This window comes from Avibacterium gallinarum (assembly GCF_002921135.1).
In the GTDB taxonomy this organism is placed as follows: Bacteria; Pseudomonadota; Gammaproteobacteria; order Enterobacterales; family Pasteurellaceae; genus Avibacterium; species Avibacterium gallinarum.
Genome location: NZ_PQVJ01000007.1, coordinates 67,952 through 84,844, shown reverse-complemented (window position 1 = coordinate 84,844; position 16,893 = coordinate 67,952). Strand labels below are relative to the sequence as shown.

The 16,893-nt window shown below is 40.6% G+C and carries 13 protein-coding genes; 3 read left to right on the top strand and 10 right to left on the bottom strand.

Annotated features, from left to right (window positions below; translation table 11 throughout):
* The first annotated feature begins 78 nt into the window (after nucleotides 1-78).
* The gene (locus tag C3007_RS02910) at nucleotides 79-1,419 is read left to right on the top strand and encodes an L-cystine transporter (RefSeq protein WP_103853064.1); all 1,341 of its coding nucleotides are present in this window, start codon (nucleotides 79-81) and stop codon (nucleotides 1,417-1,419) included.
* A 133-nt stretch (nucleotides 1,420-1,552) separates the two neighbouring features.
* On the opposite strand, the gene potE is transcribed toward C3007_RS02910, so the two are convergent.
* From potE to C3007_RS02890, 4 genes are all read right to left on the bottom strand, one after another.
* A complete protein-coding gene (gene potE, locus C3007_RS02905; RefSeq protein ID WP_103853011.1) occupies nucleotides 1,553-2,875 on the bottom strand; it encodes a putrescine-ornithine antiporter in 1,323 nt (440 codons plus the stop codon).
* Nucleotides 2,876-2,933: 58 nt separating this feature from the next.
* The gene (speF, locus tag C3007_RS02900) at nucleotides 2,934-5,096 is read right to left on the bottom strand and encodes an ornithine decarboxylase SpeF (protein ID WP_103853010.1); all 2,163 of its coding nucleotides are present in this window, start codon (nucleotides 5,094-5,096) and stop codon (nucleotides 2,934-2,936) included.
* Nucleotides 5,097-5,287: 191 nt separating this feature from the next.
* Nucleotides 5,288-5,404 (bottom strand): leader peptide SpeFL, encoded by a 117-nt coding sequence (speFL, locus tag C3007_RS11785; RefSeq protein ID WP_256594095.1) that lies wholly within the window; start codon nucleotides 5,402-5,404, stop codon nucleotides 5,288-5,290.
* A 738-nt stretch (nucleotides 5,405-6,142) separates the two neighbouring features.
* Complete coding sequence (locus C3007_RS02890; RefSeq protein WP_103853008.1) at nucleotides 6,143-7,471, bottom strand: cation:proton antiporter; 1,329 nt, start codon at nucleotides 7,469-7,471, stop codon at nucleotides 6,143-6,145.
* A 161-nt stretch (nucleotides 7,472-7,632) separates the two neighbouring features.
* Here C3007_RS02890 and C3007_RS02885 point away from each other — a divergent pair, with 161 nt between their 5' ends.
* On the top strand, nucleotides 7,633-8,523 hold the full coding sequence (locus C3007_RS02885; RefSeq protein WP_103853007.1) for an endonuclease/exonuclease/phosphatase family protein: 891 nt from the start codon (nucleotides 7,633-7,635) through the stop codon (nucleotides 8,521-8,523).
* On the opposite strand, the gene C3007_RS02880 is transcribed toward C3007_RS02885, so the two are convergent.
* A complete protein-coding gene (locus C3007_RS02880; protein ID WP_103853006.1) occupies nucleotides 8,507-8,857 on the bottom strand; it encodes a RidA family protein in 351 nt (116 codons plus the stop codon). The genes C3007_RS02885 and C3007_RS02880 overlap by 17 nt on opposite strands.
* 105 nt (nucleotides 8,858-8,962) lie before the next feature.
* Here C3007_RS02880 and C3007_RS02875 point away from each other — a divergent pair, with 105 nt between their 5' ends.
* Nucleotides 8,963-9,685, top strand: coding sequence for a YwiC-like family protein (locus C3007_RS02875; RefSeq protein ID WP_103853005.1), 723 nt, complete (start codon nucleotides 8,963-8,965; stop codon nucleotides 9,683-9,685).
* Between the two features lie 93 nt (nucleotides 9,686-9,778).
* Here the strand turns inward: C3007_RS02875 and C3007_RS02870 are convergent, their stop codons facing one another.
* From C3007_RS02870 to parC, 5 genes are all read right to left on the bottom strand, one after another.
* Nucleotides 9,779-11,029, bottom strand: coding sequence for a NupC/NupG family nucleoside CNT transporter (locus C3007_RS02870; RefSeq protein ID WP_103853004.1), 1,251 nt, complete (start codon nucleotides 11,027-11,029; stop codon nucleotides 9,779-9,781).
* A gap of 24 nt (nucleotides 11,030-11,053) precedes the next feature.
* Nucleotides 11,054-11,851 carry a 4Fe-4S cluster-binding domain-containing protein gene (locus tag C3007_RS02865; RefSeq protein WP_103853003.1) on the bottom strand — a complete coding sequence of 266 codons (798 nt, stop codon included), beginning with the start codon at nucleotides 11,849-11,851 and terminating at the stop codon, nucleotides 11,054-11,056.
* A complete protein-coding gene (locus C3007_RS02860; protein ID WP_103853002.1) occupies nucleotides 11,851-13,395 on the bottom strand; it encodes a YjjI family glycine radical enzyme in 1,545 nt (514 codons plus the stop codon). Before C3007_RS02860 ends, C3007_RS02865 begins: the two co-directional genes overlap by 1 nt.
* A gap of 120 nt (nucleotides 13,396-13,515) precedes the next feature.
* Complete coding sequence (gene cdd / locus C3007_RS02855) at nucleotides 13,516-14,421, bottom strand: cytidine deaminase (protein ID WP_103853001.1); 906 nt, start codon at nucleotides 14,419-14,421, stop codon at nucleotides 13,516-13,518.
* A 170-nt stretch (nucleotides 14,422-14,591) separates the two neighbouring features.
* Complete coding sequence (gene parC, locus C3007_RS02850) at nucleotides 14,592-16,841, bottom strand: DNA topoisomerase IV subunit A (protein ID WP_103853000.1); 2,250 nt, start codon at nucleotides 16,839-16,841, stop codon at nucleotides 14,592-14,594.
* Between the last annotated feature and the right edge of the window lie 52 nt (nucleotides 16,842-16,893).

The window sequence follows — 16,893 nt, the reverse complement described above, 5'->3', positions numbered from 1 at the left end:
GAAAGAAATAAGAAAAAGCCAGTATTATGTGAAAACTTAGGATCAAAGATTTGTAATAAACATTAAGGAGCAACAATGATGTGGGGCTATATTACGATTAATTTAGTCATATTTATTGCTTTATTAGTCGGCGTGAAATGGTACTTTAACCGAAATCACACGCTATCACATAGTGTGTTTTTGGCGTTAATTTTAGGGGTATTATTTGGTGGCGCATTGCATTTGTTTTATGACAGCAATACCCCTGTGATAAAAGAAACCTTAAACTGGATTGGCATTGTCGGCAGTGGTTATGTGAGATTACTACAAATGATCGTAATGCCGCTGGTTTTTGTATCGATTCTCTCTGCAGTGGCACGCTTGCAAGGGGCAAGTTCGTTGGGCAAGATCAGTGTCAGCGTGCTTTCTGTTCTGCTCATCACAACGGCAATCGCAGCGGTGATTGGGATTACAATGGCAAATTTATTTGATCTTTCTGCCGAAGGGCTAGTGGCAGGCGATCGTGAACTTGCTGCGCAAGATCGCGTACTTGGACGAGCAGAAAAAGTAGCAGGCTTGAATGTGCCGACAATGTTGCTTTCTTTTATTCCGAAAAATCCGTTTGCTGAACTCACAGGAGCAAACCCAACTTCTATTATCAGTGTGGTGATTTTTGCCGCGTTTTTAGGCGTGGCGATTTTGCGCATTCGTCAAGACAATGAAGACCTTGCCGATCGCTTATCGCAAGGGGTGGAAAGTTTGAATAAATTAGTGATGAACCTTGTTCGCGTGGTGATTCGTCTTACCCCTTATGGTGTATTGGCGTTGATGACAAAAGTGGTTGCCACTTCAAATCTTGCGGATATTCTTAATTTGCTCGGCTTTATCGTGGCATCTTATTTAGCCATTTTCTTAATGTTTGTGGTGCACGGTATTTTACTTTCTTTGGTGAAAGTGAATCCAATTCGTTATTATCAACAAGCCTTTCCAACCTTGCTGTTTGCATTCACTTCACGTTCAAGTGCAGCGACAATTCCAATGAATATTGAAACCCAAGTATCAAAATTGAATGTGCCTTCAGCCATTGCCAATTTTGCGGCTTCTTTCGGGGCGACAATCGGACAAAACGGCTGTGCAGGGATTTATCCCGCAATGCTCGCCGTAATGGTTGCGCCAACAGTGGGGATCGATCCAATGTCGTTAGATTTTCTGCTGACCCTCGTTTTAGTGGTAACCCTTTCTTCCTTTGGCATTGCTGGTGTGGGTGGTGGCGCAACCTTTGCTGCGATCATCGTGCTTTCCACAATGGGCTTACCGCTAGCATTAGTCGGCTTACTCATTTCCATTGAACCGCTGATTGATATGGGACGCACCGCCCTAAACGTAAACGGTGCAATGACCGCCGGTGTGGTTTCAAGCAGAATTCTGCGCAAAGCTTAATTCTGCAAAAATATAAGTGCGGTGGTTTTTTAGAAAGTTTTTTCAGATTCTATATAAAAATAATAAAGGCTAGCTTTTAGATTTTTATCTTTTAAGTTAGCCTTTTGATTTTTAGTATTTTTCTGCTACTAGATCATTTCGCTTTGCTCATCATAGAGAAATCAAATTTATAGGATACAAATCCATAAAGAGTCCAACCAACAAAAGTTACGATTGAGCCATATAGCATAGCTTGTTCTCCTGCTGCATAGAGCGCATAAATGCTATACAGTGAACCAATGAAAGCAACAAAAATAGTAATTTTATATTTATTGCTTGAAGCATTAGCAGATCTTAAGAGTACACCAAGTGCAGCCATAGATAATAAGTATGGAATAACATTGGTAACTACAGCAAGATCGACTAACACATTAAATTGTTTATTTAATGATGGACTAATAGTCATAAATGCGAGTAGTGTTTGAATTGCAGTGATTGTTACCATTCCAATAATTGGGGCATTTTTATCGGTAACTTTTTTGAAGAAAGCAGGGAAGTACCCTTCTTCTGCAGAAGATTTAAATACTTGAGCTATAGTAAATTGCCAGCCCAATAATGAACCAAAACAAGATAATACCATTAATCCCATAATGATTTTTCCTGTCGTTTCATTAAACATATGTGCAAAAACTAATCCAAATGGCGCTGTAGAATTAGCGAGTTCTAAGTTTGGCACTATGCCAGCAATAACATTGGTTGATACGATATAAATTACGGCAGCGCCAAGTGTTCCACCTAATACAGCAATGGGAACATTTTTCTCTGGATTTTCTACGACATCAGTATTTGCACAAGCCGATTCTAAACCCAGAAACGCCCATAAGGTCATTGAAATAGATACACTAATGGCTTCAAATGTTGGAACATGATGTGGATTCCAAGAATTTACATACATTGAACCATCGAACCAATACCAACCAATAATACTAATTCCTACAACAGGGATAATCACTCCCCAAATAGTGAATGAACTGATATTCCCTGTGATTCTTGGTCCTCCGAAATTTAGTGAGGTAGCAAGCCATAGTGTGAAAATTGTCCATAAAGCAATGCTCACAGGAGATAGGCTTACGCCAAATAATTCTGAACCATAGCCTACAGCAGAGATTGCAATGGCGGTATTTGCAATAACAAGTGATACGCCGTAGGTGTAATTAGCCATAAAATTTCCAGCTTTACCGAAAGAATATTCTGCATATCCTCCCATGCCACCAGATTTTTTACTAAACATACCACATTGTGCAAAAGCATAAGCTAATGCAGTTGAGCCAACCGCGGTTACAAGCCAAGATACAATTGAAATTGTTCCGATTTCAGCTAATTTTGTAGGGAGCATAATAATTCCTGATCCCATCATATTTACCATTGTTAAGATAGTGAGCTGAAGTACACCAATTTTGTTATTTTTAGTACTCATAATTTACTCCTTAGAAAGTGCAGTGAAATTTCACCACACTTTCTATTTCTATTTCTATTTAGTGGTTAGTTAATACATATCCGTAAGCCCGAGTGCGTCCATCAGGATCTTTTTGGAGATAAACCCCTTGGATCTTTGGTGCAAATCCTGGAAGTGTATTAATGCCTTCTTCTAAAGCGAGAAAATATTGTTGTGCCGTAGTGCTCCATTTTTCTCCTGGTACTACGCACAATACGCCTGGTGGGTAAGGGAGTGCCCCTTCTGCGGCAATTCGACCAACAATATTGGTTAGAGGGACAAGCTCGACATTATTACGAATAAATTCAATGTTCGCGGCTTGTGGATTGAGAGCGTATTCAGGTAATGTTGCTTTACGGAAAAGTGCTTTTTGTAGCTGTTTTACGTTACGGCTAACATAGAGATCGTGCATTTCCTGACAAAGTTGATGAATCGTGTAACCTTGGTAGCGTTCCTCATTATTTTTGTACACAGTAGGCAGTACGTCTTTGAGTAACGAATTTTGCTTAATGTGTTTTTCAAATAATGCGATTTGTGCAACCAATGTTTGCATTTTTGTGAGAGTTTCTGCTGGAGTAAGAAGGAATAAAATAGAGTTTAAATCGCATTTTTCAGGGATAATGCCATTTTCTCGCAAATAGTTCGCAAGAATAGTGGCAGGAATTCCGAAAGATTCATACTCACCATTTGCAAGGCTAATACCGGGCGTGGTTAGGAGAAGCTTGCAAGGATCAACGAAGTATTGATCTTCTGCATAACCTTCAAATTTATGCCAAGTATCGTGAGCGTGGAATTTAAAGAATTCAAGATTAGTTGCAATCTCTTCAGTATTGTAATCTTGCCATTTTTTACCATTAATCATAGTTGGAATAAATGGACGAATAAGCTCACAGTTGTTGAGAATCATTTTTCTTGCTTCTATACCAACCTTGACACAATCATGCCATAGCTTGCGCCCAGTAGCGCTACCTTGAATTTGGGCGTTCACATCCAAACTTGCAAATAGAGGATAAAATGGACTTGTTGAAGCATGTAGCATAAAAGCGTTATTTAATCGTTTATGATTTACATAACGAGCTTGTCCTTTAATATGCTTATCTTTTTTGTGAATTTGTGATGCTTGTGAAAAACCAGCTTGTTGCTTATGTACAGATTGAGTAACAAAAATACCCGGATCATTTTCGTTGAGTTCAAGTAGTAATGGTGAACTATCTTTCATCATTGGAATGAACTGTTCATAGCCAACCCAAGCAGAGTCAAACAAAATATAATCACAAAGATGACCAATTTTATCGACAACTTGACGTGCGTTATAAATTGTTCCGTCATAAGTACCTAATTGAATAACGGCTAAACGGAATGGACGAGACTGAGATAATTTTTCTGGCGCGGTTTCTTTTATTAGCGATTTTAGGTAATCCTCATCAAAGCAATGACTATCAATTCCCCCAATAAAACCAAATGGATTTCGTGCCGTTTCTAGATAAATTGGTGTAGCACCAGCTTGAACTAAGGCACCGTGATGTACAGACTTGTGATTGTTTCTATCAAATAAAACCAGATCACCTGGTGAAAGTAGGGCATTTAACACCACTTTATTGGAAGCTGACGTTCCATTTAATACAAAGTATGTTTTATCAGCGTTGAATACTTGAGCAGCGTGTTTTTGTGCATCACAAGCTGCCCCCTCATGGATAAGCAAATCACCTAGTTTTACGTCAGCATTACAAATATCTGAACGGAAAATGTTTTCACCATAGAAATCATATAAGAAACGACCAGCGGGATGTTTCCGATAGTATTGACCACCTTGGTGTCCAGGACAGTCAAAGGCAATATTCCCCATTTCTACATACTCACTTAGCATTTTGAAGAAAGGAGGAAGCATTTTCTCTTCATAGAGTTTTGCTGAAGTTTCTATTTGTCTGCTATAAAGATGAATGTCATAGCTGTTTAAATCCTGGATATGGAAGACTTTATCGAAATATTTAGGATTAAGTTTCTGATTTTCGTGTAAAACAACAAAAACAGGAATATTAAACTCAGTTGCTAATATTTCATCAATATATTGTTCAATATCATCTGTAGTAAGTACAATTGCACCAACATCTGTAAAATCAGTGTTTTCAATTAACACTAGTTCTCTTTGTGTTGAAAAATACTGCTCAACATCTTTGCTATATGCGATTTTTAAAATTGACATAATAAAATCCTTGTGTAATTTTAGGCAAAGAATCCCCTTGAAATAAAATTTAAGTTTTATTTCTAGCTAGGAAATAGATTGCAGTTAATGTTTTGAATACAAAAATCTACTATGTAAAAATATAAATACTTTTACAAAATAAATAATGTAAACTAAACAGGGAATGTTTTTTAGATGAAAGACATCATCTATTACGAGAAGTAATGAGATGAGCTGTTCTGAGTAGCAAATAAAGAATAAGAAAAGCAAGAACGGTGAGATGGCATCATAATATGTCGTGTTCTACGAATGTGGGCCATTAAAGAAATTCCTTTACCAGGATTATAATCTATGTGATACTTTTGTTTGTTTGTTTGTTTGTTTGTTTGTTTGTTTGTTTGTTTGTTTGTTTGTTTGTTTGTTTGTTTGTTTGTTTGTTTAGCATAATTTCCTCCCGAACTTATACTATAAAGAGCATATTCTATTGCTCACTTATATTATTCATTTGATAGTTTCTTGTATCAAGAGAAATATGTTAAATATGTGATCGGAATCACTTTTTATATTTAAAAAATTGTTTTTTAATAAGGTGTGAGTTTAAATTGGGATTATTTGGTTTGAGATTTAACAAATTAGTAACACTTTTATAAAATTAATATAATGGTATTTGTGTTATATAATAAGTGTTTTTTAAATTTGGGTGTTTATTAGATTGAAATTTATGTTAGTTATATAAAAGCTGTTTGAGATTCTGAATTTGAATAACAATTTGTGCTGTTACAAAGTTACGGAGCTGGCACTAACGATAATTCAACTATTTTTCACCAGAATATTACAAAGAGAGATTGTTATCTTTTCGTACTTAACTCCAATGAAGTTTCTATAGATAAAATATAATTTAGTAAGGTTACTATTTTAAATACTCAGAAAATATAACGGAATTGATAAGAAATCTTTTCCGTTATTTCTGAAAGAAGGCGAATTTTGTAACATCAGCACACGAAAAAATGGTAACATCTTGTAACTTTAGCATGGGGCTAGGGCTAACCTAAGTTAGCCCTTCCTTTTTATGCCTCTGTTTCTTCCTTCTGCTCCGGCTTTAATCCCACATACCCCCTTGCTTGCAAGGTCGCTTCTTTCGATTTACGAACCATTGTTTCAATGGTGGTGCCTTGGACGAGAATGGAGAACATTACCACGGCGTAGGTCATTACCAAAAGCAGATCACGTACGTTCATACCGATTTTCGGGATATACAGGCTGCCTACGGGAATGGAAAGTGCCATTGCGAGTGAAAGTCCGCCGCGCAAGCCGCCCCAGGTGAGAATGCGTAAGGTGTATGGATTGTAAGTAGTTTTCATACTTAAGAATTTAAACGGTGTCCACACGCTGATGTAACGGCAGATTAGGCAAAGTGGAATGGCGAGTAGGCTTAAAATAATCCCTTGGTAGGTGAAGTTTACCAGCAACATTGCCGCGCCGATGAGTAGGAATAACAAAGAGTTTAGGAAATGGTCGATCATCTCCCAAAAATGATCTAAGTAATGCTGACTTTGTTTGGAGAAGCCCGTGTGTCTTGTCCAGTTGCCGATGATAATGCCTGAAACCACCATTGCCAATGCGCCTGAAACTTCGAGCAAATTAGCTACCATAAAGCCTGCGGTTGGAATGGTGAGCGTGAGCAAAATTTCTAAACTTCCGTCATCGGTAGCGGAAATCAGGAAATGCGCCACCAAGCCGAGTATCAGACCAAACAGCAAACCGCCGCCTGCTTCCATTAGGAAAAGTTCGCTCACATCAGCTAGGGTAGGCTGTTTGCCACCGAATGCCACGGCAAAGATGGTGGTGAAAATCACTAATCCCACACCGTCATTAAATAAGGATTCCCCTTCCACTTTCATTGAAAGTTTTTTTGGTGCTTTGAGATTTTTGATGATGGCTAGCACGGCGATAGGGGCGGTTGGAGAAATCAAAGCGCCAAACAGCATACAATAAATGAAATCCACTTCCCAGCCTAGGGCTAAAGTTAAGAAATAAAAGGTTGTACCGATAAGGAAAGTAGAAGCGAAGGTGGAGAATAAGGCGAGAATGGTGATTTCACATTTTTGGCTTTTCATTACGGGCAGTTTTATCCCCAGTGCGCCGGCAAAAAGTAGGAAGCCTAAAATCCCGTTGAGCAAGAAACTTTTAAAATCAATCTGTTCCATTACGCCCTTGGCGAGCAAATCAACGTGTAGAAAATTGAAATGCCCCATTACCAATAACACCAGTGAAGCAACCATTGAGGTAGCGGTAATGGCGATGGTGTATTGAATTTTGTCGTTAATTTTTTGCGTAACGAAGCCGATCAGAATGGAAATGGCTGAGAGAAAGCAAATATAGGTATAAACGTTCATTGAAATGCCTTAATCAAAATAATAAAGAATTTGGCTAAGAAATGTGGCTGATTTTGCTCCATTTGGTGATTTAGACGGGAAAGGAACGCAAGCCAAATTAATTGGCGTAGTATAAGTAAACTGCTATTATTTAGAAAGCACAAATTTCAAAATACATCAAAATGAGTAAACTAAAATCCTTTTTTATTGCCCTGCTAGGATTGATTCTACTGGGCATTGGCTATTTGTGGTATAGCCTAGAAATTTACCCCGAGCCACAAATTCAATTTCGCACAGAAAATGCGTTACATTATGAACGTAAAGCCTTGGATAATACCGTGGCTTGTTTTTATGCGGAGCAGTCTGTAAAACCCATTGAACAGCAGGATTTTCGCCTGTTGGTGTGGAATATGCACAAAGGGCAAGATCAAGGTTGGCAACAACAATTAGCGAACTTGTCGCAAGGGCAAGATTTTCTTTTATTGCAAGAAGTGTCAAGTCAGCAAAAGTTGGTGGAGCAACGTTCTTCCCAAAATTTTCCCAAATTTTCCACCGCACTTTATACCAGCAGTTTTGCCTATTTGGGCAATCAATCAGGTGTCGCACTGATGAGCCGTTTTGCGCCACAATATTATTGTGCAGGATCTTCCATTGAGCCTTGGATTCGTATTCCTAAAGTGGGCAATGCAATGGCGTTTCCGTTGAGCAATGGGCAATCGCTATTGACAATTAATTTGCATTTGGTGAATTTTGAGCTGAATCCAAGCCATTATCAACAGCAGCTAGAAGCGATGTTTAAGCTGATTGAACAGCATCAAGGGCCAATTATTTTGGCAGGCGATTTCAATGCGTGGAATAAAGGGCGGATAAATTTAATCAAAAAACTCACCGCACTTTATGGCTTGACTACCGTATCATTTCAGCCTGATGATAGGCTACGTTTCTTGGATAATCCGCTTGATTGGGTATTTGTGCGCGGTTTTAGCGTGAAATCTGCGCGTACAGTGCAGACCACCAGTTCCGATCATAATCCGTTACTGGTGGAATTAACTTTGGCTACACCGCAGCGGTAATTACGATCTCCACTTTCCACTCAGGCACGGCAAGTTTGGCCTCTACGGTCGCACGGCTTGGCGGATTGTGGCGATCAACCCACTCGTCCCAAGCGCGGTTCATCTCTGCATAATCTTGCATATCGGCCAAGAAAATTTGTGCATTTAAGATTTTGCTTTTATTTGATCCCGCTTCAGCCAGCAATTTATCAATTAAACCAAGCACTTCCTTGGTTTGCTCATAAGCATTGCCTTGCGTATTTTCTGGCACTTGTCCCGCCAAATAAGCTACGCCATTATAAACGCACATTTCAGCAAGGCGCTCATTGGCGTGAAAACGTTGGATTGTTGTCATCTTTTTTCCTTCATATGAAATAAAAATAATTCGCAAGGATTATAGCGATTATGCGCAAAAATAGCTAAAATTCTTGGCAATTTTTCACCGCACTTATTCGTTATTATGAAACTGCTTATTTCCAATCAACACGGTGCTATCGTAATGGCACTGATGCCGTTTTTATACGGAATGTTGCTTTCTACACCGATCACGCTGCATTTATTTCTGTTATTGGCGTGGTTCGCCCTTTATTTGATGACCTATCCCTTTTTAAACTTATTCAAAGGTAGAAATCTTGAGCTTTATCGAAAATGGACGCTAATTTACGCCACCGCCAGCTTACTTTTCGCCTTGCCCGCTTTATGGCATAACTGGCATATTTTATATTTCCTGCTAGCAATGTTGCCTTTTGTTGTGGTGAATATTTACTATGTAAAACAAAAAGATGAGCGCGCATTGCTGAACGATTTTGCCGGCATTATCATTTTCGCCATCGCAGGAATGGCAGCGTATTATTTCGCCAATTCACAATTTGATCACAAAATCTATTGGGTTGCGCTCTACCCAAGCTTATTTTTTGTCGGTGTAACGCTGTATGTTAAATCCGTCATGCGTGAACGCAAAAATCCACGCTATCTGTACGCGTCCATCGCATTCCATTTACTCTGCATTCTCGGTTTCGCCTTATGCCAGCAATATTTATTAGCTTTCGCTTTCGTCCCTCCATTTATCCGCGCAATCTTGCTCCCCAAATACAAACTTTCCGTTAAACAAGTCGGAATGGCAGAAATGGCAGTATCCTTGCTGTTTTTTGTGATGTTGGTGTGGGGGAGTTGTGCCTCTTAAGAAAGAGAAGAAATTAAAGAGCGGTGCTCTTTTATCAATTTTTTATTAATGGCATAGCAGGAATATTCCTGCTATGCCTTTATTTTTGAGTGATTAACTCAATGCCGCACCACTGAGATCAATAAAGAATCCTGCGATAGTAGCGCTCATTAGGTTGGCGAGAGTGCCGGCGATGACGGCTTTTAAGCCTAGACGAGCGATGTCTGAGCGGCGGGTTGGCGCCATACTGCCAATTCCGCCAATAAGTACGGCAATTGCGCTGAAGTTAGCGAAGCCACATAAGGCAAAAGTGATAATGGCTTTGGTTTTATCGCTAAGTTGTACAGCCGCGTCAGGTTGTAAATATTGGGCGAACTCTAAATAGCCCACAAATTCATTTACGGCTAATTTCATTCCGATCATTTGTCCTGCGATTTCGGCATCTTGCCAAGGCACCCCGATGATGAAAGCGATTGGTTGGAATAAATAACCGAGTAGGCTCTGTAAGGTGAGATCGCCATAGCCAAACCAGCCACCGATTCCGCCGATTAAGCCATTTAATAAGGCGATAGAGGCGATAAAGGCGATCAACATACCGCCCACATTGATGGCAAGCGTTACCCCTGACGCTGCACCATTGGCAAGCGCTTCAACGATATTATTTGGTTTTTCGGTTTTGACATTTTCTTCTAAGGTGTCGCTGAATTTTTCTGTTTGTGGATACATCAATTTGGCGAACAATAAGCCTGCGGGCGCTGCCATAAATGACGCGGCGATTAAATAGGTGAGTGGCACTCCCATACCGGCATAGCCAGCTAGTACAGAACCTGCGATGGAGGCCGTTCCACCTACCATTACAGTAAATAATTCAGATTCTGTCATTCGGCTAATAAAAGGTTTAACTACAAGTGGAGCTTCGGTTTGTCCAACAAAAATATTGGCAGCCGCCGACATTGATTCTGCCTTTGATGTACCTAGTGCTTTTTGCAAGCCTCCGCCGATAATTTTAATTACCCATTGCATTACGCCGATGTAATACAGCACGGAAATTAAGGCTGAGAAAAAGACGATAATTGGTAGGACTTTGAAAGCAAAAATAAAGCCTACATTGCTTGGATCGGCAAGGTTACCAAAAAGAAAGGCGATCCCTTCGTTACCATAATTTATCACTTTGCTTACGCCTTCAGCGGTGCTAAGCAGGGCATTTCTTCCCGCTGGCACATACAAAATCAGCGCAGCAAAGCCGATTTGAATGGCTAAGGCACCAAAAATAGTTCGGAAATTAATGGCTTTGCGGTTGTTGGAAAACAGCAAGCCAATGCCAAGCAGGACGAAAACCCCGACAATACTGATAATGAGATCCATAGTTACGCTCCTTGATGAATGAATTTAGGTAATTGTGGTAATTTTTTGTATTCCGCATTGTTTAGCAAATGCTGCCAGTGCCTGAGTTTCTTCCACTGTGGGAATAAAAGGGGTTAAACCCGTTTCATCTCTTGCCCCTTTGCTATGCACTCGAATAATTTTGAATAACACCTCAGGATAATCTCGTAGTAGTTGTGCCGCTTTTTCCACTAAGTAATAGGCGTCAAAAAAATCTTTGATAAAAACCAACCGCACTTCTTCAATTTTATTGTGCGGTAATAATTTAGCGAGATTCTGCCAATTTCGGGTGAGGTTTTCTGTTTTGATATGCTGCGTTGTGGGGATAATTTGAGTTGGCACTTTGCCTTGCTGATTTCGGCGTTCAAAACAGAGTGTCTGTAAGCCTAAGCCATCACCTTTGAGATCAAAGAGAAATTTATCGGTTACGGCAATTAAGGATTGCGTGCTGTCATAATCAAAAAATCCGCTGCTATCAAGATAACAAGTTAGACCCTGCTGACGAAGTGCGGTGAAAAGTGGCACTAATTTTTTATGATGAATGGTGGGTTCACCGCCAGAAATGGTGACGCCGCGAATAAATGGTACGGCGTTCATTACCTGATTATACAAATATTGCAAGCTGACCAGTTTTGCTTCGCTATTTTTTCTTGGAATAGTTTCTGGGTTATGACAATAAAGGCAATTCAGCTTACACCCTTGCAGAAAAATGCTGGTGCGGTTGCCTTGTCCCTCTACATTGGAAAAGGGGATTATCCGATGTAGAGGAACATAGATCTCTGAGAGGGAAGCTGAGCTTTTCATTATGAATGAGCGGTTACATCTTCTTTATCGCGTAATTGGCGATCAAAAACCTTGGCACAATCGTCTGTACCTGAGCCATACCAAGTGGTATCGCGTAACACCGCTTCACCTTTGCGATAACGTTCAACCTCGCTTTTCTTCACTAGGTAGCCTGTTACGCGAATCAGATCGGTATTTTTCAGGTAAGTTGTAATGTAGCGATAGCCTTGTGCAAAAGCACCATCAATAATATCCACCACCGCATCAAGATGATCTACATAAGTTTGGTCAAAAGCAAAAAGATCCCCTGTGCCGGAAGGGAAGTATTTATGGAATGGTGCAGATTGTTTTAAATGCGCTAATAATGTCGGCTCTTCACCCACGCGAATACGGTGTGCTGGCGTATTCATCTTATCTTCTTCGTGGTTGCTCGCCCCCACTTGCGCGTGTAGTAAATAACGGTTATTGGTTCGCTCCACATAAAGCCCTTTATGCGCGTTATTGACCTCTTCCAATTTATCCATAATGAGTGTGGCGATCTCATCACCACGTTGGCTTTGTCCGAAGGTTTCGTTAATGCCTTCTTGTTGTAAAAGATGATTGACCGCATCGGCTAATCCCACAATGGCGATCATACTGGTGAAGTTTTCACGCTTGATAAATTCTTCTTGCGCTAAGAAACTGCTTTCAAAGAAATTGCTTTCTTCGATCAAGAATTTATGTCGTTTATCCATTGTGGAAAGGGCGAGTTTTGCCACTTTAGGCAATAATTCATTCACCATTTCGTCAACATTTGAGCAAGTACGTCCGATAGTACCTAATCTTAAGCGAGTCAGGGTATAAGCACCGCCACATTCAGGCAGGGCATTGTAACAACTGGCGATACCATATTGTTCTCCCAGATCTTCAATGTAATAAGGATCATTGGCAAAAGAAGGTTTTGACACCAATAAACAGGCTTTGGCAGCAAGTTCTGCAAATTCACGCGAGGTTTTTTGTTTATCGTAGCGAATAGTCATATTTGGTGTGGTATTTTCTAGCTCAATGACCGCCTGTAAAATTAAACGCCCTGCTTTGGTATCATAAGGGCCAATATTGGCGTGGCAGAAAGAATCTGCAATGGTTTTATCAATATGGTTTAAGAAACGTTTAATTTTGATGTAATCTTGCTTCTCGTCAGTAATGAAAGGATCGAGCAACTCATCTAAGCGTCCAATATAAACGGGATAAGTGGTAATGGACGGAACGTGGGAATAGAGAATGAGCAAGCCATCTAGCACTTCATCAAGATCTTTTGGTGGCGGTAAGTCAAGGAATTTACAGCCTTTTTGAATATAAACATTATAGTCAGGCAAAATATAACGCGGACGATAAATGGCATAGCCTTCACATAAATCACAAATCATATGATTTTGCAGATATTCCCATTCTTCTTCTGTGTAGCCTAATAAATCAATGGGATTAAATAGCCGCTCAGCAATATTGCCTAAGCTCATTAATTTTTGATGATAGGTTAGATTTTTTGCTTTAACCACATCGAGAATATCTTGTAGTGAGGCTTGCATTGTTTGCTCCTTTTATTCATAAAAGATCGGTAAGAAGCCCAATCCTACCGAAGTTAGCTCGATCTTGCTGTGATTTAGATCACATTTTGGGCAAATTGAAACTATATTTATGGGCTTATTTTAAACCGCAATATACTCCAACTTCACTTCCCCTAAGTAGCCTAATAATTCTTCGGCCATTTGTTTGTAGGAGAGTTTTACTGGGTGTTCTACCATCACTACGCGGGTGATGTTTTCTACTTCGTTACCGCTTAGTAGAAGATAATTGATGGCTACTTGTAGGGCGGGGAGGCTTGGGTTGAAGGCGGCGTTTTCGGCGTAGCTGCCTTGGAAAACTTGTTTATCTTGTAATTCTACCGCGACACCGCAGAAACTTTGGGTGTAAGGTGCGTGGGATTGGTTTGCGGCTTCAAGTGCGGTGTGAATTAATGGATCTTTTGTGGTTAATTGTAAACCATTGGTTTTTTCGTCAAATAAACGATAAGGAATGGCTAAATCTGCAGGGCCAAAAGCATCGGGCAAATAGCTATGTAGTAGATTGTTTTGGCTATGCGGCAGGTGAATATGCAAGCTGTCTGCACTATTTAATTCGTTCATAAATTGACGACAATGGCCGCACGGGGTGTAATTCACCGTGATGTCGGTGAGCTTTTTCTCTTTGCGCATCCAAGCGTGAGAAATGGCACTTTGTTCTGCGTGAATGGTTTGTTGAATATTGGTGGCGCAGAATTCTTGATTTCCGCCAAAGTAGAAATTGCCACTTTCGCCAATGGCCACCGCACCCACGTTAAATTGTGAGATGGTTGGATTGGCATAGGTTGCGCTCACGGGTAACAACAATAAAGAAAGGGTTTTAGGATCTAATTGATGTTTTTGGCATAAATGCTGTACGGCAAAGTGCGGTAGAAATCCTTGAAAATGTTGTTCGGCAAAAATATGCCAAAGATCTTGTGCCAAATTTTGATTTTCTAATTGGGCTAAGGCGTGTTGTAAACGGTGAGAAATATGTTGTTCAATACGGCTCATTTTATCCTCTCTACTCTCTATAATACGGAGATCATTTTTTTCATCATAAAGCAGAAAAAATAAAAAAGCTTGCGTTAAAGTTAAAATTTGTGAGCAATATCAAAAATTTAGCGAAAGAAAAGTGAAAAAATAGGCGAACCTGATGATTCGCCTATAAGCATATTTAGGTTTTATTGATTTGGCTCAATCACTTCAATTTCTGCGCCACTATGCAAGCCTCTTGGTAGCTGGCTGCCTTTGCGACCGCGCTCTGCACGGAAACGTTGTAAATCTTCCGCTTTAAGGGTGATTTTGCGTTTGCCTGAATGGAATACCAAATTCGCTTGTTCGGAAATCAGCAATAAGCGAACCAATAATTCACTGCGATCTTTCGCGTTCGCTGCGGGGATAGAAATGATTTTGTTACCTTTTCCTTTGGATAATTCAGGCAGATCTTGCACTGGGAAAATCAACATTCTGCCTGCGGAAGTGAGTGCCACCAGCAAGTTTTTATTTTCTTGTAAACTTAATGGTGGCAAGACTTGGGCGTTTTCTGGTAGGGAAATCAAGGCCTTACCTGCTTTATTACGTGCCACTAAATCGCTAAATTGGCAAATAAACCCATAGCCTGCGTCCGATGCCATTAATAATTTTTGCTCATCATTTTCCATTAACACTTGAGAAACTGTAGCCCCCGCAGGCAAGGAAAGTTTGCCCGTGAGTGGTTCGCCTTGTGAGCGTGCAGAAGGCAAGGATAGCGGTTCTACCGCATAGCTGCGCCCTGTACTATCAAGGAATACCACAGGCTGATTGCTTTTTCCGCAGGCGTGCGCCAGATAACCATCACCTGCTTTGTAGCTTAGCCCTTGCGGATCAATATCGTGACCTTTGGCGCAACGCACCCAGCCCATTTGCGATAAAATCACGGTAACAGGTTCTGCTGGGAGCATTTCGTTTTCAGCCATTGCTTTGGCTTCCGCACGTTCTACGATTGGTGAAAGGCGAGGGCTAGCAAAGGTTTTCGCATCTTGCTGAATTTCTTTTTTGATGAGCGTATTTAAACGGCGCTCAGATCCCAAAATTTGCTCTAAATTCAACCGCTCTTGCTCTAATTTATCTTGCTCTGCTTGCAGTTCGTGCTCTTCCAATTTGGCTAATTGGCGTAAGCGCAAGTTTAAAATAGCCTCGGCTTGTTCCTCACTTAAATTAAAGCGTGCCATTAATTCCTGCTTTGGCTTGTCTTCGTTACGAATAATGGCGATCACTTCATCAATATTTAAAAAAGCAATCATCAAACCTTGCAAAATATGCAGTCGGTTCAGCACTTTATCTAAGCGATGTTGTAAGCGTCTGGTTACCGTGGTGCGGCGGAAAGTCAGCCATTCGGTGAGAATTTGCAGCAGATTTTTCACCGCAGGCTTGTTGTCCAAGCCAATCATATTCATATTCACACGATAGCTTTTTTCTAAATCCGTGGTAGCAAATAAATGCGCCATTAGGGCATCGGTATCCACGCGGTTGGAACGTGGCACTAGCACGATACGGATTGGATTATTGTGATCCGCTTCGTCACGAATATCTTCTACCATTGGCAGTTTTTTCGCATTCATTTGTTCCGCGATTTGGCTGATGATTTTTGATGGCGAGGCTTGGTGGGGCAGTGCGCTAATGATGATTTCGCCATCTTCTTTTTTCCACACCGCACGCATTTTGATTGAGCCTCGCCCTTGCTCGTAAATTTTACGAATATCTTCTTTGCTCGAAATAATTTCTGCTTCCGTTGGATAATCAGGCCCTTGCAGTACGCCCATTAAGTCCTCTAAATTGGCTTTCGGATTATCCAGCAACATCACCGCAGCGTCCGCCACTTCATTGAGATTATGTGGCGGAATATCCGTTGCCATACCCACGGCGATCCCTGTCGTACCGTTGAGCAAAATATGCGGGAGGCGTGCGGGGAGGTATTCGGGTTCTTCTAATGTGCCGTCAAAATTCGGCTGAAACTCCACCGTGCCTTGCCCCAGTTCGCTGAGCAAAATTTCTGAAATTTTGGCTAAACGCGATTCGGTATAACGCATTGCCGCAAAGGATTTCGGATCATCAGGCGCTCCCCAGTTTCCTTGTCCATCAATAAGCGGATAACGATAAGAGAAAGGCTGCGCCATTAGCACCATAGCTTCGTAACAAGCGGTATCTCCGTGCGGGTGAAATTTACCTAATACGTCCCCCACAGTACGTGCCGATTTTTTATATTTCGCCGTGGCATTGAGCCCTAATTCCGACATTGCATACACAATACGGCGCTGCACGGGCTTTAATCCATCACCAATAAAGGGCAATGCGCGATCCATAATCACATACATTGAATAATTCAAATAGGCACTTTCGGTGAAGTTTTGCAGTGGCATTTGCTCAATGCCTTCGTAATTAATTTCTGCCATAAATTTGTTTTTCTCTTATATTCGTTAAAATTAAAGTGCGGTGGTTTTTTAC

Excerpts from the sequence above, each read along its gene's own strand:
- potE (WP_103853011.1), bottom strand. The coding sequence starts at position 2,875 with ATGAGTACTAAAAATAACAAAATTGGTGTACTTCAGCTCACTATCTTA.
- C3007_RS02880 (WP_103853006.1), bottom strand. The coding sequence starts at position 8,857 with ATGACAACAATCCAACGTTTTCACGCCAATGAGCGCCTTGCTGAAATG.
- C3007_RS02875 (WP_103853005.1), top strand. The coding sequence starts at position 8,963 with ATGAAACTGCTTATTTCCAATCAACACGGTGCTATCGTAATGGCACTG.
- C3007_RS02865 (WP_103853003.1), bottom strand. The coding sequence starts at position 11,851 with ATGAAAAGCTCAGCTTCCCTCTCAGAGATCTATGTTCCTCTACATCGG.
- parC (WP_103853000.1), bottom strand. The coding sequence starts at position 16,841 with ATGGCAGAAATTAATTACGAAGGCATTGAGCAAATGCCACTGCAAAAC.
- cdd (WP_103853001.1), bottom strand. The coding sequence starts at position 14,421 with ATGAGCCGTATTGAACAACATATTTCTCACCGTTTACAACACGCCTTA.
- C3007_RS02885 (WP_103853007.1), top strand. The coding sequence starts at position 7,633 with ATGAGTAAACTAAAATCCTTTTTTATTGCCCTGCTAGGATTGATTCTA.
- C3007_RS02870 (WP_103853004.1), bottom strand. The coding sequence starts at position 11,029 with ATGGATCTCATTATCAGTATTGTCGGGGTTTTCGTCCTGCTTGGCATT.
- C3007_RS02890 (WP_103853008.1), bottom strand. The coding sequence starts at position 7,471 with ATGAACGTTTATACCTATATTTGCTTTCTCTCAGCCATTTCCATTCTG.
- C3007_RS02860 (WP_103853002.1), bottom strand. The coding sequence starts at position 13,395 with ATGCAAGCCTCACTACAAGATATTCTCGATGTGGTTAAAGCAAAAAAT.
- speF (WP_103853010.1), bottom strand. The coding sequence starts at position 5,096 with ATGTCAATTTTAAAAATCGCATATAGCAAAGATGTTGAGCAGTATTTT.
- C3007_RS02910 (WP_103853064.1), top strand. The coding sequence starts at position 79 with ATGTGGGGCTATATTACGATTAATTTAGTCATATTTATTGCTTTATTA.